This window comes from Methanosarcina sp. WH1, assembly GCF_000970005.1.
In the GTDB taxonomy this organism is placed as follows: Archaea; Halobacteriota; Methanosarcinia; order Methanosarcinales; family Methanosarcinaceae; genus Methanosarcina.
Genome location: NZ_CP009504.1, coordinates 99,760 through 122,453, shown reverse-complemented (window position 1 = coordinate 122,453; position 22,694 = coordinate 99,760). Strand labels below are relative to the sequence as shown.

Annotated in this window: 17 protein-coding genes and 1 pseudogene; 8 read left to right on the top strand and 10 right to left on the bottom strand. The window is 45.2% G+C overall.

The annotated features are described in order from the left end of the window. Positions 1-7: 7 nt before the first annotated feature. The 4 genes from MSWH1_RS00535 to MSWH1_RS00520 all read right to left on the bottom strand — a co-directional run bounded on the left by MSWH1_RS00535 (position 8) and on the right by MSWH1_RS00520 (position 4,665). Positions 8-631 carry a class I SAM-dependent methyltransferase gene (locus MSWH1_RS00535; RefSeq protein WP_048125135.1) on the bottom strand — a complete coding sequence of 208 codons (624 nt, stop codon included), beginning with the start codon at positions 629-631 and terminating at the stop codon, positions 8-10. 2 nt (positions 632-633) lie between these two features. Next, positions 634-1,746 carry an iron ABC transporter substrate-binding protein gene (locus MSWH1_RS00530; protein ID WP_048125133.1) on the bottom strand — a complete coding sequence of 371 codons (1,113 nt, stop codon included), beginning with the start codon at positions 1,744-1,746 and terminating at the stop codon, positions 634-636. A gap of 500 nt (positions 1,747-2,246) precedes the next feature. After that, a complete protein-coding gene (locus MSWH1_RS00525; protein WP_048125131.1) occupies positions 2,247-3,323 on the bottom strand; it encodes a hypothetical protein in 1,077 nt (358 codons plus the stop codon). A 61-nt stretch (positions 3,324-3,384) separates the two neighbouring features. Further along, positions 3,385-4,665, bottom strand: a complete 1,281-nt coding sequence (locus MSWH1_RS00520) for an ATP-binding protein (protein WP_048125129.1) — start codon at positions 4,663-4,665, stop codon at positions 3,385-3,387. A 305-nt stretch (positions 4,666-4,970) separates the two neighbouring features. Here MSWH1_RS00520 and MSWH1_RS00515 point away from each other — a divergent pair, with 305 nt between their 5' ends. From MSWH1_RS00515 to MSWH1_RS00485, 7 genes and pseudogenes are all read left to right on the top strand, one after another. After that, positions 4,971-5,528: a dihydrofolate reductase family protein gene (locus MSWH1_RS00515; RefSeq protein ID WP_048125127.1), complete on the top strand. Its 558-nt coding sequence runs from the start codon at positions 4,971-4,973 to the stop codon at positions 5,526-5,528. 64 nt (positions 5,529-5,592) lie between these two features. After that, on the top strand, positions 5,593-6,213 hold the full coding sequence (locus MSWH1_RS00510) for a winged helix-turn-helix domain-containing protein (protein ID WP_231591852.1): 621 nt from the start codon (positions 5,593-5,595) through the stop codon (positions 6,211-6,213). Further along, positions 6,198-6,386, top strand: a pseudogene (locus MSWH1_RS19780) (restriction endonuclease); the annotation flags it as partial. The gene MSWH1_RS00510 and the pseudogene MSWH1_RS19780, both read left to right, overlap by 16 nt. 748 nt (positions 6,387-7,134) lie before the next feature. Further along, entirely contained in the window at positions 7,135-7,995 is an 861-nt protein-coding gene (gene htpX / locus MSWH1_RS00500; protein WP_048125122.1) for a zinc metalloprotease HtpX, read from the top strand. A gap of 302 nt (positions 7,996-8,297) precedes the next feature. Continuing rightward, positions 8,298-8,951: a thymidylate synthase gene (locus tag MSWH1_RS00495; protein WP_048125113.1), complete on the top strand. Its 654-nt coding sequence runs from the start codon at positions 8,298-8,300 to the stop codon at positions 8,949-8,951. A 479-nt stretch (positions 8,952-9,430) separates the two neighbouring features. Next, entirely contained in the window at positions 9,431-10,723 is a 1,293-nt protein-coding gene (aroA, locus tag MSWH1_RS00490; protein WP_048125111.1) for a 3-phosphoshikimate 1-carboxyvinyltransferase, read from the top strand. Between the two features lie 252 nt (positions 10,724-10,975). Next, positions 10,976-11,959 carry a 50S ribosomal protein L11 methyltransferase gene (locus tag MSWH1_RS00485; RefSeq protein WP_048125109.1) on the top strand — a complete coding sequence of 328 codons (984 nt, stop codon included), beginning with the start codon at positions 10,976-10,978 and terminating at the stop codon, positions 11,957-11,959. Between the two features lie 267 nt (positions 11,960-12,226). On the opposite strand, the gene mcrA is transcribed toward MSWH1_RS00485, so the two are convergent. Genes mcrA through mcrB form a run of 5 tightly spaced genes read right to left on the bottom strand, consistent with a single transcriptional unit; the run spans position 12,227 to position 17,180 of the window. Continuing rightward, on the bottom strand, positions 12,227-13,939 hold the full coding sequence (mcrA, locus tag MSWH1_RS00480) for a coenzyme-B sulfoethylthiotransferase subunit alpha (protein ID WP_048125107.1): 1,713 nt from the start codon (positions 13,937-13,939) through the stop codon (positions 12,227-12,229). 10 nt (positions 13,940-13,949) lie between these two features. Then, positions 13,950-14,696, bottom strand: coding sequence for a coenzyme-B sulfoethylthiotransferase subunit gamma (mcrG, locus tag MSWH1_RS00475; RefSeq protein WP_048125106.1), 747 nt, complete (start codon positions 14,694-14,696; stop codon positions 13,950-13,952). 1 nt (position 14,697) lies between these two features. Beyond that, positions 14,698-15,318, bottom strand: a complete 621-nt coding sequence (gene mcrC / locus MSWH1_RS00470; protein WP_048125105.1) for a methyl-coenzyme M reductase I operon protein C — start codon at positions 15,316-15,318, stop codon at positions 14,698-14,700. 6 nt (positions 15,319-15,324) lie between these two features. Then, positions 15,325-15,849: a methyl-coenzyme M reductase operon protein D gene (gene mcrD, locus MSWH1_RS00465; protein WP_048125104.1), complete on the bottom strand. Its 525-nt coding sequence runs from the start codon at positions 15,847-15,849 to the stop codon at positions 15,325-15,327. Between the two features lie 26 nt (positions 15,850-15,875). Continuing rightward, on the bottom strand, positions 15,876-17,180 hold the full coding sequence (mcrB, locus tag MSWH1_RS00460; RefSeq protein ID WP_048125103.1) for a coenzyme-B sulfoethylthiotransferase subunit beta: 1,305 nt from the start codon (positions 17,178-17,180) through the stop codon (positions 15,876-15,878). Between the two features lie 419 nt (positions 17,181-17,599). Here mcrB and mmp10 point away from each other — a divergent pair, with 419 nt between their 5' ends. Further along, on the top strand, positions 17,600-18,835 hold the full coding sequence (mmp10, locus tag MSWH1_RS00455) for a methyl coenzyme M reductase-arginine methyltransferase Mmp10 (protein WP_048125102.1): 1,236 nt from the start codon (positions 17,600-17,602) through the stop codon (positions 18,833-18,835). Between the two features lie 371 nt (positions 18,836-19,206). On the opposite strand, the gene MSWH1_RS00445 is transcribed toward mmp10, so the two are convergent. Next, positions 19,207-22,659 (bottom strand): DNA polymerase II large subunit, encoded by a 3,453-nt coding sequence (locus MSWH1_RS00445; RefSeq protein WP_048125100.1) that lies wholly within the window; start codon positions 22,657-22,659, stop codon positions 19,207-19,209. Between the last annotated feature and the right edge of the window lie 35 nt (positions 22,660-22,694).

The following is a 22,694-nucleotide window of genomic DNA, read 5'->3' as shown; positions in this document are numbered from 1 at the left end:
ATCTCCATTACTTTCCCTTGTTCAGAACCACCCAGAAGCCGGAATCGTCCTTAACCACCCGGCAGGGGATTTCAGTCCGTTCCCCGGTTTCCCGTATGGTCCGAATCATTGCCGGGCTAAGGCGCTTTTTTGAAGCGGTATGCCAGTCCGGGTCTATTTCTACCATTTTTTCAGAGATCTTCAATTTCAATTCCTTTGTGCCGAACCCGCCCCCTATCCATGCCTGTCCTCCCGGAGCAAGGACACGGGAAATTTCCCTAAAAGCCACAGGCAGGTCTTTCCAGAAAAATACGGAGCCGCGGCTTACTATGAGGGATGCGGAGTTATCCCTGAAGGGAAGCAGATGGACATCTGCCTGTAAAGGAACAACTTTATCTGAAAGGAAGTGACGGTGAGCTTTGTCCTTTGAAAGCCTGCACATTTCCGTTGAAAAATCAACCCCATAGACCTGCATATCCGTGAGTTCCGCAACAGCGATTCCCAAGGAGGCAATGCCACATCCCAGATCCAGGCACATGCCCTGATTTATCCCGCTTTGACCAATGATGTGAGCCGCTATTACAGGGTAAATGGGAGCAAAGATGTGCTCGGCAATATAGGGAAAAACCGGAGATTTGCCATTTTCGTCCACTTTCAGGCCTCTGCTGCAGGATTCAGGAGCGTATTCAGTTGTTCATCCGTAAGCTCGTAGTGGAAGAATTCCGAGTAGAACTCACGGGTCAGCCCGGAGAGATCCATATCTGCAAAAAGGTCAGGATACAGCATTTTTGCAGTCCAGGCAGTCCCTATTATGAGGTGAGGACCCTGAGGCCTATCGATCCAGCAGAAAGGATTCTGAGGGGCAAGGTATACCCTTTTGTTCCGTACAGCATCCACGCTTTCCCATAGAGAATCAGAATATACGGATGCGTAAAACTGCGGATTGGAAGTGAGAATTACCTCGGGGTTCCAGTCCATGACCTGTTCTATTGAGACCTGGGTCATACCGCTTCCCGGAGTTAACGGACAGTCGGCAACATTGATACCCCCACAAATATCAATAACCTGGGAGTGCTGAGAACCTGAGGGATCGGTCATCAGACCTTTCGGCCCCTCAGCATAGTAAACCCGTACTTTTTCATCATCGGGAATATCTTTTACAGTGCTATTGAGCTCGTTGAGAATTGAACTCCGGAACTCGATCAGTTTTTCCGCCTGGGCTTCGCAGTCAAGCAACTTACCCACATATTCGATGGTAGGATCGGATTGTGTCACGAAGATGATAGAGCCATTAATACCAACCACCGGAATGCTGCCGAAACTTTCTTGTCTGCGTTCTATGGCTTCATTGATCTGTCCGTCCGTGGTGTATCCTTCAATTACAATATCAGGGTCCACGCTGATTATAGTTTCATAGTTCCCGGTCTGGGTCCCGAACCAGCCCCCTATTACGGACAGATTTGTGTAATTTTCATCCATAAAAAGTTGGGTAAAATTGTTTTTGAAATTCCAGCCTGCAAGTTTGTCCGGCGCAAGCATATACACGAGGATAGTGGCAGGCGGAGAAGTGGCAACTACCGAGGAGATTTTCGCCGGTACTGTTAGCTGCCTGCCCAACATATCGGGCATCTGCACAATGTTTGAGTTCTGAAGCATAGTGCTTGAATTTTGCACAGCCTGTTGATTCGTATTTTCTGCACATCCACAGGATGCAACAACCAGAACCAGCAGAGAGAGTATCAATATCGTACCTATTTTTCCACGCATAGAAATCCCTACAGACTTATTATAGTTTAATCGTTATGTTCGGATAAACATAATGGTATAAAAATATATTCAATTGTTAAATAGATATACATTTACTGGGATTGGAAAACGCTAATGAATCTGTTTTTTGGAGAACTTCTACGTTTTTACGGCTTACTGAAGGTTTTCAGAAAATAACCTCATTATCATTTTATGAAGTATTCTCAGCACAGCACGTAAGGAAGACGGTAACCTATTTCCTAGTCATATGATAAATAAATATCTATTCGAGAACAATTAGAATTTTTAGGATAACACAACACAACCTGGAAAAAAGAAAAATCATTTGGACTGCTTGCTATCGAATTTACGGGACTTTAACCTGAGTGACAGGAAAAAACCAGTTCAAGAGTGACAGGAAAAAACCAGTTCAATGATGAAAAAGAGATATGAAAAAAGAAAAAAGAAAAACACGGTACTGCACCGTATATTACCAGTCCTTTAAATCGTCCCGGCCCCATTCAACTCGCGTTTTCCTGTTCAAATTCTTTCCTCACGTCAACCGGAACCCTGTTAAAAGGGCATCCAAAATAAATACAGCGAGAGCACTCATACCGCCATATTGTCAGCAAGAAAAGCAAAATCGAAATGGAGTAAGCCCCCAGCAGAAACGGCTCTTTCAAAAGCCAGGGAAACGGAAAGAGAATCACGATTATGAACCCCAGCGTGGTGATAACAAGCTCGAATTTTCCCGGAGGGTACGGCCTGTGCCTGAAATGCTTAGGCCAGCCCCAATTCATCATGCACATCAACCGTTTTCCTTCCCCTCCATAGTAAGGACAATGAGTACAGAAAAAACGCTGTTCCAGAATATTAAAGTGGAAAAAAACTATGAAAATATAGGCAAGAAGCCACCCTGTTGAACTGATACCGATTGCAAGCCCCGCCGAAAAGAGAAGAACAAAGGTCACAAAGTTCCAGTAGAGAAAGTCCTTAAATTCATGTTTTGTTCGTAGGGAAGTACATCGGTCTGAACCTGGCTCTCGAATCCCTTTTCCGGAAGGCTCAAAGTTCGCGGAAAGCCTATCCCCGTTCTCAAACTCTTTTTTGACACCGGAAGGCACCCGATTCATAGGGCATTCAAAGTTAATGCAGCGAATGCACTCATACCTTCTTGCTGTCAAAAAGAACAGCGCCCAGGAAAAAACATATCCCCCCAGCAGCAGAGGATCCCTGACCAGCCAGTAAACCGGAAAGAAAAACATGGGAAGGGCTCCGAGCACGGTCATAGCCTTTTCAAAAGGGCTGTGAGGTCCGGGACAGGCTTTGAAAATCTTTGGCACTCCCGAAAGCATCATGCACTTTACGTAGCCCTTGCTTCTTATGTAGTAACGACAGTGGGTACAGGCAAAGCGAAATTCGATTACCAGGAAGAAAAAGAGAGCTATTCCGATGTAAACTGCAACCCATTTGAGCGAATCCCTGGCAATTGCTATGGAACCTATTAAGAAAGGGATCATGTTGAAGAAGTTCCAGTAGAGACGGTCTCTTGTAGAATGATTTATTTTGAGGGGGATGCCGGAATTCATAGGAGACATGGAGGAGTTTTTGTGAAGGAAAGGTAAAAAGGTTATGATTGCCTCCCAAATGCCTATTTGTTTACTTTTCCAGCATCCACTTCCAGAGCGGAATGTATGTGATCCCGTTTTCGGTTTTGTCAGTATCTTTTGTCAGCAGGATGAATTCTTTTATACGGGAAGCAAATTCCTCCTTCACAGAGAACTTCTTGAGGGCACTGACCTCTCTTTCAGCAATACTGTCGCTGTACGTGACATTGATTACAGTCAACGAATCGTCATCTCCCTTCACCACAAAATCTACCTCACCCCCGTTTTTCCAGTAATATACCTCTTTTTCCCGGCGCATGAGCTCAAGGAAAACCAGGTTTTCGGCAAGCCTGCCTTCGTCCTTTGAAAAGGTAAAAGACACGGCGTTTCGAAGTCCATTATCGAGACAGTAAACCTTTTTCGGATTTATTGCCTGTGCCTTTAACGAGTAGCTGAAGAGGGGCAGAAAATAAACCAGAGAGATATCTTCAAGGTGGGAAAGGTATCCCAGAATTGTGCCTTTTGAGACTTCCTGATCCTGCTTTATCGCTTTGTAATAGGAAGTTACACTGAAAGGATTCCCGATGTTTGTAACCAAGTATTTTGTGAGAGCTTTGAGCAGGGTGGTGTTCCGGATAGAGAAGCGTTCCACAAGATCCCTATAGATCATCATTTCAAAGTAATCCTGAAGAATCTTCTTCCGGAGTTCCGGGGCTTCGAGCACGACTTCGGGAAAGCCCCCTTCATAGAGATATTCCTCAAAAAGCTTCTTGAGTTCAAAACGCTGCTTAGAGTACTCAAAATCCCGAACAGGCTCAACTCCCCGGAAAGCAAGATACTCCCGGAAATCCAGGGGATAGAGGTAAAAAGAAAGAGTCCGGCCTCTGAGGCTTGTTGCAAGCTCCTTAGAGAGCATCTTCGAACTCGATCCCGTCAAAAAGAGCTTCAAATCCCCCCTATCATAGAGCCTGCGCACATAGACTTCCCAGCCCGGAACATTCTGCACCTCATCAAAAAAGAGATATAGCTCCCGATCCACATTTTCAGGGTAGAGTTCATAATAGGCTTCAAGGATTGAGTTCAAGTCCTTAACATCCAGCGGCAGAATCCTCTCGTCCTCGAAGTTGATGTAAAGAATCCGTCCTCTCCCCACCTTCTTTTCCAGTTCCCCTACCATCTGGAAAAAGTAAGAAGTCTTTCCTATCCGCCTTGCCCCTATCAGACTTACAATCATCCGGGTTTCCGGAATTTCAAGGGCACGGGGATAAATTTCAGGGAGCTTTCTTTCGTGGAACTCCTTTATGAGGTATTTGAAAAGCTCCTTTTTTTCCATGGTCTTCTATAGGAGACCATTTTACTTAAAATTTAGTCTTATATAGAATACTAATTTTGCCATATTCTGGTCTTTCATAAAAGACCACCATGAGAAAGATCCTGTATTTCCCGGCTTAATCCGGTAAAAAGCAAGCAAAAAACAGACCAAAAACTTCACCCATACTGCGGGAATAGCTTATTCCCGTCTGTCTTTTCCCGTTCGCAAGCGAACGGTCTGAGCCGTACAACAACAGAAATGGAACAATAAATAATAAGAGAAATCAACATAAAACCATAATATATCACTAAATGAGGGGCAAGAAAATGAAAGGAAACAAGCCCAGAATAAAGCTTTACATAGCCTGCAGCCTCGACGGCTTCATAGCCCGGGAAAACGGCAGCATAGACTGGCTAACAGAATACGAAAAAAACCCTGGAACCGACTACGGCTATTCCGAATTTTACTCCTCGATCGGCACGGTCCTTATGGGCAGAAAAACCTACGAACAGGTATTGGGCTTCGGAGACTGGCCTTACGGAGAGAAGAAAGCGTATGTTTTTACAAGACAAGAAGAGCTCCTGCGCCGCGAAAAAAACATAGAATTTATTTCCGGAGACATCGGGGAGTTTGCGCGCCAGCTAAAGGAAAATACTGAGGAGGATATCTGGCTCGTCGGCGGTTCACAGCTTATCAAGGTGTTTCTCGAAGAAGACCTTGTGCAGGATTTGATTGTTTTCTTTGTTCCGGTTATTCTTGGAAGTGGGATTCCACTGTTTGACCAGATTCAAAAGGAAATCGGGCTCAAGTTGATTAATACGGAGAGGTATGAGAGCGGACTGGTGAGGGTGGAGTACGAAATTGAGATACACATAACAAAATAACAAACTATAACAAGACAGACACTCAAAGTTTTTAATGAAATAATATAGCCTTTTGAGTGATCTAATGGTAATTCCAGATTATCAATCCGTAATGCTTCCTTTGCTAAAATATGCAGGAGACGGAAAAGAGCATAGAATCCGCGATGCGGTAGAAAAGCTAGCCGAAGAATTCAGGCTAAGTGAAGAGGAAAGAAATGAGCTTCTGCCAAGCGGCCAGCAGGTTATTTTTAAGAACAGAGTAGGATGGGCTAGCACTTATCTGAAAAAAGCTGGACTATTGAATTCCGGAAAAAAGGGATATTTTTCTATTACCCGGAGAGGATTGGATGTTCTGAGAGAGAAACCTCCTTCCATTGATGTCAATTTTTTGAAGCGATACGAAGAGTTTAACGGATTTTACAACAAAGATAAACAGCCTGTGATCGATAAGCCAGATGTTCCTGAAATAGAACGAAAAAAAGATCTTGATCCTGAAGAGTCCCTCGAAATCGCATACCAGAAACTTCACAACGAACTCGTTTCCGAAATTCTCTCGATCATAAAAAAATGCTCAGCCAGATTCTTTGAATCACTGGTCGTTGATGTCCTAACAAAAATGGGATACGGTGGTTCAAGAGCTGATGCCAGGAAAGCGGTTGGCAAGCGGTTGGCAAAAGTCATGATGGTGGAATCGACGGCATCATAAAAGAAGATAGACTTGGGCTTGATGTCATCTACATACAGGCAAAAAGATGGGAAGGAACAGTCGCAAGACCTGAAATCCAGAAATTTGCCGGAGCCCTGATCGGGAAAAAGGCGAAAAAAGGAGTTTTTATAACGACTTCAAGTTTTTCAAAAGAGGCTATTGAATATGCCGACTTTACAGGGAATATTGTATTGATTGAGGGAGAAATGCTTGCAAGGCTGATGATTGAATATGGAGTAGGAGTTTCGAAAGTAAAGTCTTATGATGTTAAAAAAATGGATACGGATTATTTTGAAGATGGAGTGATCTGAATATTGGGCATTCGTCTCACAAGAAGCATCATACTTCTGATTCGTTTGGAAGTTAAGCATAAACATGTAACTTATTGAAACTGTAATAAAGAATCAAAGATCTTTATTAATGGCAACTACAGTACAAGCAACTGCAGTAATGGCAAAATCTAAGCTTCATTCATTTTCATTGAAACTAATTTAGTAAAATTTATTTCAATAAATATATATACACGAAACTCACTCATTAGTTTGAAATCAAACTAAAATCGCATCCAAAAACATGCCAATTATAAATATCCCCAAACAGATATTTAAAAGGCTGCTGCGAATTTAAAATATGGGGATTGCAGCAGAAGGCAGGATAATACTTTTTATATAAAAATTGAACTTCCAATCTAGGAAATAAATTTTCCACTTTATAGAATTTAAGGGCTTTTTTAGATAAAATAGAAATGGTAAATGATACAAAACGGAAAATCTGCCATATGGAAGATAAAAAATATATATATGCAATCAGAGTATATACTATTGGTTCTACCTGATCTAACTTATAGAAAGAAACAAAGACAGATAAATCAAAAGACTGAAAACCCAGACGTTAGCCTGGGAGGATGTCGTGTGAGAAGTCATGAAGAACATGTTTAAAACCACAATTCTGCTTGCTTCCCTTACAGGGCTTCTGGTCCTTATCGGAAACTACTTCGGTGGGACGGGCGGGATGATCATCGCATTCTTGTTTGCGGTCGTCATAAACTTTGGGAGTTACTGGTACAGCGATACGATCGTGCTGAAAATGTACAGGGCAAGGGAGGTTACTCCGGCGGAGTCTCCAAACCTGCACAAGATCGTGAGCGACCTTGCAATGAAGGGAGGACTTCCGAAACCTAAGGTTTATATCGTTGAGTCCGGGATGCCGAATGCGTTTGCAACAGGCAGGAACCCAAAGCATGCAGCGGTGGCTGTTACGACCGGAATTCTCAACCTGCTCTCGAATGAAGAGATCGAAGGGGTGCTGGCCCATGAGCTGGCTCACGTCAAAAATCGCGATACCCTTATCAGTGCAGTGGCTGCAACAATTGCCGGAGTCATCACAATGCTGGCTACTTGGGCCCGCTGGGCTGCAATCTTTGGCGGCTTTGGCGGCAGGGATGACGACAACGGTGGAATAGTAGGCTTTATCGTAATGGCTGTGCTTGCCCCACTGGCTGCAACCCTGATCCAGCTTGCAATCTCCCGTTCAAGGGAGTTTGCTGCAGATTACGAGGGCGCCAGGATGTGCAAAAAACCCTGGGCACTTGCAAATGCCCTGGAAAAACTGGAATACGGAAACTCTCACTTCCAGCCGAGCATCAGGGACGTACAGGCAAAAGAGACTACCGCACATATGTTTATTGTAAACCCCCTCAAGGGTGGAGTGCTCCAGTCTCTCTTCAGAACCCACCCGGTAACCGATGAGCGTGTAAAGCGCCTGAGGGCAATGAGATTCTAAAACCCTCAAAATCTCTTTTTTACTTTTTGCTTTTTCTTGACCTCTTGAATAATTTATTCATTTTTCCGATCTTATTTCTTAATCTCGTTTTCTGCCTCATTTTCTCTCTGAAAGCTTGTCCGGTATTTTTTTAAATTATGCATGCTATATGTTATCAGATTGCACAAAGAATATTAAGACTTCGCAGGAGAAAAAGCACTTATAAAAGAAAGTGATAGATAAAGTGGAAAGGACGAATAGTCAATAATAAATTATTATGATGATTATCAATACCCTATCTTAACCTGATTGGGGGATTTTCTATGGAAGACAAGTTTGAGATTGGCAGGATCATCAGAGCAAAAAACATCTCTGATGCATGGTACCGCGGGCTTAACATCATCTGGAACCACGGGCAGGTAATTACCGACGAAAGGGGAAGCCAGATAAGGGAATTCATGGACTTGATGGTGGTAATCGAAAACCCCTATACGGACAGAATTCCCAAAGATACCGCCTGGAACGAAGAAAGGCTCGAAGAGTATGCAAAACAGCTAATCTCGGGCGAAAATGCACAGGACTTTGAGTACACCTACGGGCAGCGCCTCAGAAACTGGAATGAAGAAGTAGACCAGATCGAATACGTAATCGAGAAACTTCAGGAAAGCCCCACTTCCCGTCGGGCTACAGCTGTCACCTGGATTCCGCCCGTGGACACGAAAGTCAATGAAGTCCCCTGCATGATCCTTGACGATTTCAAGATCAGGGACGGAAAAGTCCACCTCACAACCCTCTTCAGGAGCCACGACTTCGGAGGAGCCTACCCTGCAAACCTTTACGGGCTCTCGAAACTCCTTGAATACGTTGCCGGAAGAGTAGGAGTGGAGCCGGGAACAATCACCACGGTCAGTATTTCAGCCCATGTCTACGACCACGATTGGGACATGGTAGAAAATATTGTGAAAGGCGTGTACTGAATCTCAAATTATACGAATTGAGATAGAAAAACTTTATAAGAGTAAGTATTACGAGGATATCAGAGTGAACTACCCCTAAGCTAAAGACTTAGCGGATTCTCACTTCATAGAAGACCATCGGCATCTCCATGAGCGTTAATTCGGGCTATAACATCCCTACTGAGTTCTGTCCATTCATCCGTTTCAGCTTTACATGAATACGAACCTGGTACAGTGGATTTATTCAAGACCTATCGAACCTGATGGTAAACTTTTGGAAAAAGGTTGCTTGATTTTCACATATCTTTATCTAATAAAATATTAGACGATGGCACATATGAAGGCAACGCAGATCAAAAATAATGTTGAGGAAGTTGATGTTTATATCCCATGAAATTAAGATTTCATGGGTTTTACGCTTCTTCCTATAAATATTCCATTTAAATGTCAGAAAAAACAGTATAAAATAAACAGTAGAAAAACCCGGAGTCCTGTTGTAAATGCGTGTTTCGATCAATAAATCATCAATTAAAGGGGAAGTCTTTGCACCCCCTTCAAAGAGTTATACTCACAGAGCCATAACCCTGGCAGCCCTATCTAAAGGAGCAGTTATCCACCGCCCCCTGCTTTCCACTGACACTCTCGCTACCATTCATGCCTCCAGGATGTTCGGAGCGTCCATAGAACAGAAGGGAGATGACCTCTTCATCCAGGGAGTGAATGGAAAGCCCAGGGTTCCGGACGATGTAATTGATGCCGCAAACTCCGGGACAACCCTCCGCTTCATGACGGCAATTGCAGCCCTCACTGAAGGGATCACCGTAATTACTGGAGATGCTTCCCTTCGTACAAGGCCTAATGGTCCTCTCCTTGAGGTCCTTAACAGGCTGGGAGTAAAAGCTTTCTCGACTCGCGGAAACGAAAGAGCTCCAATTGTGGTTAAAGGGGGGCTTGGGGGGGCTATTGTGAAAATTGACGGTTCTATCAGCTCCCAATTTATCTCTGCCCTCCTTATAGCCTGCCCCCTGGCTAAAAACAGCACCACCCTCTCAATCGTCGGAGAGCTAAAATCAAAGCCCTATGTTGACGTGACCCTGGAAATGCTCGAACTGGCAGGAGTCAAAATCCATACAGATGATAATAACGGTATCAGATTCATCATCCCTGGAAAACAGAAATATAATCTCAAAGAATATACCATCCCAGGTGATTTTTCCTCTGCTTCCTACCTGCTTGCAGCTGCAGCCATGACCGAGGGGTCCGAAATTACGGTTAAAAACCTCTTCCCCTCAAAACAGGGAGACAGAGTAATTATTGAAACCCTTAAACAGATGGGAGCAGACATCGAATGGGACAGAGAAGCCGGTACTGTGACCGTCAGGGGAGGACGAAAATTAAAAGCCATTACCTTTGATGCCGGAGCAACCCCTGACCTTGTCCCGACTGTTGCTGTCCTGGCTTCGGTTGCCGAAGGGGTGAGCAGGATAGAAAATGCCGAGCATGTCCGCTACAAGGAAACCGATAGGCTTCGCGCCCTTGCAATTGAACTCCCGAAACTTGGAGTCCGGCTTAAGGAAGAAAAAGACAGCCTGACCATCACCGGGGGAGAACTAAAAGGGGCAGCAGTCCACGGCTGGGATGACCACAGGATTGTTATGTCTCTTGCACTTGCAGGGATGGTAGCAGGAAATACAACAATTGACACAACCGAGTCCGTAGCGATCTCTTACCCGGACTTCTTTAAAGATATGTCCAGGCTTGGAGTAAAAATTGACCAGACTGAAGAAGAATAAGTTGAAAATACAATCTAGATTTCTAAATGCAGATTAGACATAGATTAGATGCAGATTAGATGCGGATTAAACAGATTTTATTTAACTTTAATAACTGATCATGAGAGAAATCCTCAGACTTTCAGTATTTTCTTTTTTGAATTAACCTCCAATCGGTCAAAGAAATCATTTACCTTGTAAATGAATCTGAACCAAAATTCAGGAATAATAAGGATGGCATAACTTTTATACAAAATATCCATATTTAACCATATGGAAATAAGGTGTAGGTGTGGAGATACGTCGTGTATAAGGCCTATTTCGGAAGCACTAAAAGACATTGAATTATTCTACAAACCATGCAACGATTGCAAAACAGAAAAAATAAGGAAATTCTCTCCCCTGGCAGAACAGATTAACTTAGATGAAATAGATTCCCATTTTGGAAGTTGTAAATGCAGGAAGAGGCAACTTGATATTGTAATGTCTCACGTACTAAAAGTAATGATCGATGAAGGAATAAAAGAAAAAAAAGCTAATTTAAGGAATGCATGTGTTCCTCTTGTGACTCCTGGCTATCCGACTAATTCTGTTCCCTATTTGCCTGAGGATTCTTTGGTAATATTATCTAAAGAAATGGATAAAAGATGCGCTGAAAAAATTGTAAAAGAAGTAGGGGAAGTTAAAGGGGTTTTAAAGGGAGATATAAGAAAAACTGTGGGTATAAAAGACTCTGATTCTGATTCTCATGTATATGAACTTCTTGCTGGATGCGATTTGAGATGTGATATTATACAGACTCCTTATGGGGCTTTAGGAATATACAAATATCAGCGTGAAATTCATATAGAGTTTCCACAGGTAAACTCACCGAAAATAGAGATACTTGAAAAAGCTTTGAAAGATTATGATAGACCTACTGTTCTTGATTGTACTTGTGGTCCCGGGACTTTAGGAATCGCATGCCTTAAAGCCGGAGTGCAGAAAGTTGTTTTTAATGATATATGGAATCCTGCAATAGAGACTACTTTGATTAATTTGGAAGCAAATGGATTTCCAGTCAAATTTTCAGGCAGTGAAGAAGAATTAATAGCATCTGGAGACAAATTTGAAGTTTATAGTATGGATATCAGAGAATTAGCGAATTGTTTAGATGAAAAATTTGATATTTGTATTATAGATACATTTCCTGGTGTGGACACAATAGAATTTGTGGAAGCTGCAAACAAGTTAGGCAAAAAAGTTGTCGTGATTTGAAGGAGGATTATATGAATTTGGAATGGAAAGAATACTGTCAACACATCTACATTTTTTGAATGAACGAAAAGAAGCAACTTCCCGTAAAATCGCCCTCTTGAGTGTAGCGAAAAGAACCGTATACTGTTGCACTTGCAGTGCAACTCCCAGAAAATCTCCGATTTCCTGAGATCCCAAAGCGCAATTCGGGCGAAGTGCAATTCGGGAAAAAGAGAAAAAAGCAGGCCCGAAGGCCTACTCTGTTTTAAAGTGTTTAATTTATTGAGTTTACTTTGCCGGGATGATGAGGGATCTCTCACCAGCAGGCACAAACTCTCTGATGGCACCGCGGCCAAATTCTCTCCTGGGTGCGGTAAAGTCGAAGGGCAGGAGATCGTCGGCGAAGCAGACCTTGATCAGCGGGTTGACAGCGAATGCGTCTCCGCGGGTCGAGTGAGCTGCGGAAGCGATACCACCGTAGCCACCCTGGTGACCGACGTTCATTGCATAGTTGGGGTAGTTTGGACCACGCAGTTCGCCTGCGAGACCTTCGTCACCCTGGTAGGTACAGATGTTGGTTGCACCGCACTGGTCCTGCAGGTCGAATCCGAAGAAGCCGAGACGGCCCCATGCTTCCTTGTGGACATACATGGAGAGGTACCAGCCTGAGAGACCGGCGTTTCCGTTTCCGGTTGCAAGAGCACATGCAACACCGGATGCAGCTGCGAGCACGGTTGCTCTCTGGGAACCACCGAAGTGGTCTTCAAGGGCGGTTGGGAACTTCTCGTAGGTCTCGATACCGTAGATTGTGGACTCGGTTGCGATGTCCTTTACGACATCGAGGCTGGCCTTTACGGTCGGCTGGCCCACTTCTGCTGCACCATTGTACTTGTCGTTGATGTAGTCAACGTCATAGTATGTGTTGTTGTCGAGGACATCATCGGTGTATGCAGCTGTTGCATACTGAGTGAAACCGACACCACCGGACATGTAGGATCCGAGCCAGATCTGGTCGTAGAGCATACATCCAGCACCGACTACCTCAAGGGAAACCTTTGCGGGATCTTCTGCTTTTACACGGCTGGTCTGGATGATATCTGCCATGTGACCGAAGGAAAGTCCACCGGGCTCGTTAGGACCACGTGCACGCCTTGCAGGGAGCATTTCACCCATGGAAACCAGAGATGCGTGCTTTGCAGCGAAGGACAGGTCAGCGACGGCTGCTTCACCAGCACACATGTTGTATGCGGAGATGAAAGACATACCGATCTGCATTGCAGCCCACCTGGAGGTCTGGGCACCATCAGTTGTCCTGGAGACAATTGTTGGGATGTGGATTGCCTGCCAGGTGGTCTTGCCGATGGAGGCCTTAAGCTGGGCAGCCTGCTCTTCATTGAACATCTTGTTGATGTTGATTACGTACTGCTTGTCGATTTCATCTGCAAGCTCGTCGTCACCGGTGAAGACCTTTACATAGCAGTCGTCAACAAGGGCAGGGTGGGTTTCGATCATCATTTCCTGAACCACTGCTGCACCGGGCATGGCGTGGTTGAGGGTCTCAAGATAGTGGTTGATGGTTTCAGGAGTAACTTCCTTACCCAGCCTCTTCTCGAGTGTCTCGTGAGCCATGTCAAGACCGACAATACAGGTTCTCCTGATGTCATCCCACATCTGCTGCATTGCAGAGTTGTTGACGTAGTGCAGGTCATCTGGCTCACAGACAATGTCAGTGCCAGAGATGGTGTAAGGAGTGATTGCACGCTGACCGAGGGGTGCACCGGTGTGCATCATCGGGTTGTAGCCTACAAGGCCTCTCTTCTCTGCGATTTCTTTTCCGGCCTTAATCATTTCGGCCTTTCTTGCGTCCTGTGCAGGTCCAAGCCTCAGGAACTTCTCGGTCTTGCCAGTGATGTCCGTTGTGGACTGCTGGTTTGAACCGAATTCCTGTGTGAACTTGACTTCCATTGACTTTTTGAATTTTGAGAAAATATCTGCTGACATTGTGGTCACCTCATTTCGGCTGGAATCCGAAGCTGGTCCTCTGATCAAATACTCTGTGTATCCATTCAATGACTTCTGTATCGTCCCTGAAGGCTACATTGTCCACACGGTAAATGGTGGTTCTCTTTGCGGCTTCTTCATCAGACATTGGCTTGCCGAGGTCTACTTTCCTGTCGAGTGGAATTGCAACCTGGTCCTTGTCCATGATGATGGTGCCGTTTTCGAGTCTCCTCCTGTCAAGCATGTCGAACATTACGCCGTCTTCCTGAAGACGGACAGAGTGACCGTGCACAGTTGCGCCACGCATACCGGAAAGGGCTGGGCAGCTCATTTCGGTTTCCATCTGAACTTTTGCGCACTGTTCCATGTCTCTTTCACGGGCTTCAACAATCTGACGACCGGAAAGGGTACCTGGGTCTACACCTCTGAAGTTGATTGCTGCGAAGTATGATCTGAAGTATGGGGTAGCCGGAGCGTTGTACATGGAATCAGAAAACTGGACGTATCTGACTCTGTCTCCTGCTGCTGCGCCGGGTGTTGCTGCTACAAGCTCGCGGACCGAGCATGCGGGCTCTCCCATCTCTGCGAGTGGTGGGTGGGTACTTGGGTAGTCGCTCCCTGGTGCACGGTGTCCGAGGATTGCAGTTAAGTCTTCGTCTGAAATCTCCCTGAGCTTCTCAAGTTTCCCGGACATGTGTTTTCTTCGGTTAGCGCCAACTGATGTAGCGCCTGGATAAAACTGTGGTTCGTATGCCATCTCATGCAACTCCTTTATGATTTTCTAACTGGTCTAATGTTGTCTTGACGTATTTTACTATTGAATTTAGTTTATCCCTAGGACAGAAGTCACCACGTGTAACTCCACTTACCATATCCATTACAATTCCCTTGGTACGAATATTTTCATCCTTTGGCATCACTAATCTCGTCTTTATCCCTGCTTCTGCAAAATCCTCAAAATCCACCGGAATCTGGCTGACAACAATTGCCGGGATATCAGCCTGGCTCAGGATCTCCCTGGTTTTTCTAATTACATGGTCCTTAATATTTCCGAGGTGAATAACAGCCAGCTTGTGCATTTCAATCTGTGCGACTTCTACCGGACTCAGTACAAATGACCCTGTCCTCATGCCTGATTCGGGAATCCCTGAACCTGAGTAAAGTACAAGTACACTCACCTGAATGTTTTCCTTCCTCATTCCGTATGTAATCTCGCATACTGGTTTTGTGATATGCCTCTGGCCGGGGCTCATAGCAATAGCTACCACATCGGCACGACCGGCTTCCGAAAGAGTGCCTCTTTGAGCAAGCCCTCCTCCTTTGCCAAGTCCTCCGCCGCATCGGCAGTCAACTACCTGGGTTTCCCGATCGATCATCATATCTATTCACTCATCTTGATCTTTGCCATCGTCTTTCTCTTGCTTCTTCTCTTGTTTCTCGATGAAGACGAGCTGGTCGATTTTTGCTTTAGCATCAACCATACCAAGCAAGCAAGGGTCTGAATTAGGACCAAATTTAGCATAGTCAGTCACAGTAGGCGTTCTCCTGAAAAAGTGTCCTTCCCTGAATTCAAAAGCGAACGGGAGCACTTTATCGCATACTGACCTGACCTCTTCTTTAGTTTCGGCATTTGAGATTTCAAGCCTGATCCTACCTACACTGATCTTAAGTTCAATAACCTGATCTCCGATCTGAATAGGTTTCCTTAGGGGGTGTTCCACCTTTTCCCCGGTCCCCGGGCCTGCAGACACCCTTTCGGGGAGTCTCGAGCCCTGGACCATAACGCGGATTATCCCGTCAATCCGATAGAGCTCAGTAATAAGCTTCTGAGCGGTTTCAGGAGACAGGATTCTACTGGGAAAGATTTCGATTTGGATAAGATCTTCCGTGTTTGAAGCAGAGTCTGACATCTTTAGACCTTTTTTAATTAATTTGTTTAGAGCGCTCCTGCAACTGCCTTAATTGGCTCGCGGAATTCTGATATTCCACCGAACACGTCGCCAATGAGGCCGGATGTTGCTTCGATTGTGAACATCTGGGTACCTGCATCAAGGGCTACTGCTGCGCATACGCAGGGTATTGCGAAGCCTCTTGAGTGCCTGGTAACAACGTGGTTACCGTTGAAGACACCGGGTCCACCGCCACCATAGATTGAGTGGCTGAAGAAGGAGAATCCTACTGCGACACCCTGTACTTTACCATAGTCGCATCCTGGGAGACCGGTTTCCTTCTCAAGCATGTCGTTGAAGTACAGAAGTGTTGAGGAGACGTTCTGGGCTGCACGGCCTGCACCACAGTTCACGAGAGTGGCTGCAAGGGTACCTGCTGCTGCATAGGCGTTCCACAGTGGGACGTCATTTGCCTTGTAGAATTTGTATCCGGATGGTGCGGTCTTGTCAACGGAGATTACACCGTCTTCAATTGCCCTGCCGACAATAGACTGGAGAACAGTTCCGATTGTACCGTCTTTGCCGTTTTCCTTTACGGTGTCGTATACGACATTGTTGGCGTTGAGACCCTGGCAAGCAAGACCGAGGAGCTGATGCCTCTCGAACATACCAACTGCGCCGCCCATCTCAAAGATACCGGACTGTTCATAAATTGAGGAGAGAGCTGCTGCGTTCATTGCACCGCGGTTGGTGATTGCTGCAACGTGGTTGGCCATGATGTTTCTGAGGGAGAAGCCAAGACCTTCGTTGTTCTGTGGAATGTTCAGAATACCTGCAACGTTTCCGCCCATGAGGTCCATTGTCTGTGGGTAGCTTCCCCAGATAGCGGACTTTACGATAGGTGCATCGTACATGTCGGTTTTGAACATATCCAGAACGGTCTGGGTGACTGCTGCTGCACCGACGGTGGTTGCGGACATGTAGTCAGCGCCAGCGAGTATCCTGGACTCTGGGACCTGGACGAGCAGGCTCTTTCCACCCTTAAGGATCTTTACATCTGCATCGTCGCCTTCATCGACCTGAACGAGCTTCTTCACATTTTCTGCAATTGCATCAACGTTGCCTACGATATCGTAGTTAAGCCCACGGCCTAAGATCTGACGGCCTTTGCCGCCCATCTTGCCGCTGGCAAGTGCGCCCTGAATACCTGCGAGGTTGACTGCAACGGACCTCTTGGTGTCCAATATGATTTTTTTAATTGCTGCGTTTCTTGTTGGAGCAAGGTTCTTGATATCGACATTGCTCTCGAGCAGTTTTCCTCTGTCGTCGTAGATGTCTACTGTGTCAGACACTTTAATTTCCTCCTTAATTTATTAAAATCATTTTGGGACTGGTCACCTACTCGAGTGCAAAAGCACTCACAAATCAAGTACCGCATCGTTTTTAAGTGTCCACTTTCCCAATGAAATCTCATTCGTTTAGAAGGTACTTAAATCTTTTGTGTTCTCCGGTAAATGAATTCATGTATTTTTTTAAAGACAATTTTATAAAGATGTGACCTATTTTTCTTAATTCATATAAAAAAACGGGATCAATGGAAAAAAGAAATTTCAAAGTTACTTAATATTACCGAAAAATCCCTTGAATACACATATAAGTATTTTCATAAGAAAAGATTAATATGACGTGATTTTTTTTTAAATGTTCCCATCTAATCATGAGAATCATACCAAAAAGATTTAGTAATATCCTCGTGATACGAAAGTTTAATATGGAAGTAGTTGTCGACGTAGGTGGAAATCCCGGAGTAGACTGCAAAGGCTTTTGCAAATATTGCTATTTTAAAAAGGTCAAAGATGTCCAGCCCCTGGGCTGCAAGTATTGCCTCCCTATTAAAAAAGGATGTGATTACTGTACTCGCAGTGTAAAAGAATCGTACTCAGGCTTCAAGTCCCTCCAGATAGTACTCGAAGAGACTGCAAGAAAACTTTACTTCACAACCGGAGAAGTAAAAAAATTCACTGTCAGCGGAGGAGGGGACTTAAGCTGTTACCCCGAACTGAAGAATCTTGTTACTTTTCTATCTCAGTTCAACACTCCGATACACCTGGGATATACCAGCGGGAAAGGCTTCAGTAAGCCTGATGATGCTCTTTTCTACATAGATCATGGAGTTACAGAAGTGAGTTTCACTGTCTTTGCAACAGACCCGGCGATGAGAGCCGACTATATGAAAGACCCTGAGCCTGAAGCTTCAATTCAGGTTCTTCGAGACTTCTGTGCCCACTGTGAAGTCTACGGAGCAATAGTTCTCCTCCCGGGAATAAATGATGGAGAGGTTCTTGAAAAGACCCTGAGTGACCTGGAAACTATGGGAGCAAAGGGAGCTATTCTTATGAGATTTGCAAACTTTCAGGAAAACGGTTTGATTCTCAATAATTCTCCTATCATTCCCGGAATAACTCCACATAAGGTTTCCGAATTTACCGAAATTGTGCGCAGTTCCGCAGAAAAACATCCTTCAATCAGGATCACAGGAACACCCCTGGAAGACCCATTAATTGGCTCACCTTTTGCAATCCGCAACGTTCCGGAAGCCCTTTCAAGACTTCCTGAGGTGACCAAAAAGGCAACTATCATCACAGGTCAAGTCGCAGCCTCCAGGCTTATGGAAATATTTGAAGCCCTTGGAGGAACTGTAAACGTAGTTCCACTGAAAAAGGACATTGGCTGCCTTATTACGATTGACGATTTCAAAACCCTGGATCTCTCGGAGGTGACTGAAACTGTATTCATTCCGGGAAGAGCTTTTGTCCATGATATGGAAGTCAAAGAAGCTCTCAGAAGAGACGGGGTGGACAGGCTTGTGCGCAGGGGACCAGAGTGTCTTTCCGTGGACGGGGAAATGTCCATAGGCATGACCAAAGAACAGGTTCTGGAACTGGAAATAGAGAACTTCACAGAACTTATTAGTCAGATTAACTCCCTGGGGCTGCCTGTAAAGTAAAGCCCCACCATACCCAAGAGGCGTTAAACTCGAACTCTGAAAAAAGCTGAACATTAATAAAAAAAAAATACAGATTGAGGTATAGATATTAAAACAGACCCTATATAAATTCAGAATAAATTATATAAGTGTGGAAAAAAATAAATAGGGAACTGTCCAATTAGATAGAAAAAGTTTTGCCAGTAAAAATAAGCCAGAAAATGAAAAGACCTGTTTTCCAGAAGAAAAAAAACTCTGCAGAGGAGTTTGGGAGTATTATTAATAAACATTCTAATAAACATTCCGATTTTTTCCAGCTTTTAGACCGCCCTGTCTCCATCCTGCAGATAGTAAGAAGTTTTTTCATATTATTAAGACTCGCGGCTCTTGCCTCAGCGCGCAGACCCGGACATAAAATCTGAAAGTCCCAGCTGTTTAACCCTGTGATTTTCAAAGAGAGAGCTGATATCATAATCCAGAAGCTCGATCCTCTGTCTGGTATAGCTGGAGACTCCGTACCTCTCTCCAATCTCTTTTGAAATTTCAAGATATTTGCGGACAGATCCCTCGTGCACGGTTAGTATCACATTGCCTCCGCATTTCGGGCAAGCTCCGGTAAGGGGCGGACGCCTGAATTTCTCCCCACATTTGATACAGCGCATCCGCTGTCTGGAAAAAGAACGAAGGTTCCCAATCAGGTCCGGAAGGAAATGGGACTTGAGTACCCTTTCAGCTACATCCGATGCATCTACTGCCCTTATTCTGTTAGCCAGGGTGAGTTGGGCCTCCATTTTTTCAATCATACTTCCTAGGGTCTTATATGAAGAATTAAGAGGGCCTGCAGCAATGTTTGAGGTATCATGTGTAAACATGAAATGTTCGTACTGCTCAGGTGTCCCAAGCCGACTGCTAATAAGGTCCATAATACTTTCAAGTTCAGTGGGGCTTTTGATCTCCTGCGTAGCCCTGTAAAACTCAAAAGGATAGCGCGCAGAAACATCGATATTATGGGCTTCCTTATCCACTTCCTTTGGGTCAATCCTGGTAGTTAGCACCAGAGGAGCATCCATCTTCCCCCCCCTTTTATCAGGCAGATATGACCTCGAAAAATTGAGAATTCCATCCATAAGGAGCATTATGCAATCTTCATCCCCATCACAATTCCTGCGTTTTGAAGCATGGAAAAAAGGATGAGCATAGCCTACGGAAGCTTTCGTAAACCCTATGAGACGCCCGAGTACTCCTGCGGAAGTATGAGGAGCAAGCCCTATGAGCAGTACCCCCACGAGGTCCTGAATAGTTTCAGCATTGTAATAGGGCTCAATCTTATAGTACTTCACAAGAAGGTCATCCACGTATTTTGCAGTACGCAGCATATACTCAGCCCCGTCATAAGATATCACAAGGTCCTGAACCTTCAGGCAGACAACCTGGTCATCCCTCTCAAGAGGGTTTCCACATATATCCTCCCTGTAACCAAGTTCCAGAAGTTTGGCTGCCGTAATTCCCAGTTCATCCGCCCGGATATGGGTAAGAGGAATATCTGACATGTCGTAGCGTATAGTCCCGTCCTTAAAAACGTAGACATTATGTTTTGAACGCAGGATTCCTTTTTCCAGAGGCTCGGGGGTCATCTGCCCGTTCATGAGCCGCTTTACCCCCTTAATCAGACCCATTTTTTCCCTTTCCCCTAAGTTCTCAAAAGCCTGCTTATAAATGGAACGGAAATCCAGTTTTACGTTTGCAACAGAAGTCGGCTTTCTCCCGCACTTGGGGCAGACCTCAGCACCCCTTACATCAATCTTGCAGCGAGAACAGAAAAGTTTGGGATTCGTGAATTCTCCACATTCACAACGCCAGAAATAAGTTTCTTTCCTGCAGGCAGGGCATTCTCTCAGCCCTAATTCTACTTCAATTTCCCCTATCTTTCCATTCATGCAGGATGTGTAGTCGGAGGCAGAGACAAGATTTCGCGTAATTCCCCCGGAATTGTTTAACGGGAAGAGCACCTGGGCTGCAGGAGACATCTTGCGCAGGTCAGATTTTTCTGGCCTTCCCATCCGTGCCCCTATCCTTGAAGGAGCTCTCGGGTAAACCTTAAACCCACTTAAAACACCTGCAGCTTCCACCATATCATCCAGGTCTGGCATACTGGCTTTTTCTTTGAGGGAAGGATCAAGCCCAAGGCACAAAATAAAAGGAAGAGCCTCTTCGATAAGGATTTCATCATCTTTTACCCTGTGAAGTACAAGGAGCTTTTCAAGCACCGGCTTTATTCCCTCTTCAAGGGAAGCTTTCATGGGCAGTTTAAGGACCCCTGCCCCAGCCACTTCACCTGCCAGAAAACTCCCTTTTTCAGCCACAAAGTTTCTGAGAGCTTCGAACTCGTTCCGGTTTATGTCGTGCCAGAGATAGGTGAACTTCGGATGCAATGGCACATTAAACTCCTCTGCAAGCCTGAGAGCAAGAGCAGCCGACGGGTTTTTCAGCTCGTCCTCGGGAATTTGTTCAGGGCAGGCTGCCTGGTAATCGTACTGCCACCATTCGAAAACATAAGGAGAAGGCATAAGAGGATGATTATTTTCAAGGAAGTCCCCATAATTGATCAGAATTTCCCCAATATCAACAATTACTTCAACCTGTGGCCGGACTTCATATGCCTCCTTTATATTATCTATACGGATAAGATCTCCCGAAAAAAGTCTTACCGTAGGTCCCTCTATGGAGTCCACGGCAGACATGGCTGCAGCTTTTCCAGGCCTTTCAACCTTGAGTTGAGTCCCATTAGCTATAAAATCATCAAGTAAGACCATGCTGGCAGGACTGATCCCCGCCGAAGCAAAGGAAGTATTCCTTGACCGCCCGTACCGCAGCCTGAAACCTCCTGGCCTTGAAGGGTGAGAAAACACAGGCCTCCCGGCAATCAGGTCACGAATATATTTATCCTTTGGCTTGATCTTGTTTTTCTGCTCATCTTCAGCACTCTCCCCACTTTTAGCACCCCCGATAAGGGTCTCCAGCCAGTCCCATCCATCCATCTTCAACTTGTTAACGTGCTTTTTGACCTTCGGGGCCTTGAGGGCGAGACCTTCGGCAAGCACAAGGCACATTCCTCCCCGGACACGGTTTGTCCCTATCCTCTCAAGATTCCTGTGCCCTTCAACCTCGGCTTCTTCAGTCGGGTCCCCATCAATGCAAACCGGGCAGTTCCTGACTATCAAACGGATTTCATCTTCTGAAGGCATGTACTGAAGGCTTGCGACCCTCTTGTAAAGCAGGATTTCTTCCACATAGCGCTCTATTTCCTCATCTCTTGGCTTGTAGCGGTCAATCCCTATCCCGCGCCTCACATAGTCGCCAACCAGCACGGAAAGCGCCTGCGCAGTCCCCCCCGCACTCCTGATAGGCCCGGAATAAAATATCCGGATATACTGAGAACCATCATCATTTTTCCCGAGATCTACCTTATCGATTCCTTCGATAGGAGCTGCAACTACCCCTTCAGTCAGGACCGCCATGGAAACCCGGATAGCAGCTTCCACGGCATCTTTCTTTGCTGGAAAGCTTCCTACAATCCCTTCGGCGACCTGGCGCCCGACTTCAAGGGCAGCTTCTTCCCTGGACATATTGACCTCAAGTTCCCGGATCTTTGCAGCAACTCCTTTGACCCCGATAAGGTTTTCTACCCTATCTGCAAGGTCTTTGGCAAGGGGAATTTCCACAGTGGGCTTCGGATCTCCACCCCGGGAACGGGCCCTGTTTGCAACCTCAATTGCCTCTTTTAGCCTTGCCTCGAGCCCATTGAAGTATTCATGCATTTCTTCACTTGCAATCGTTTCACCCATCTTGAAAAGCCTCTTTTAGGAAATGAAAGAAAAAG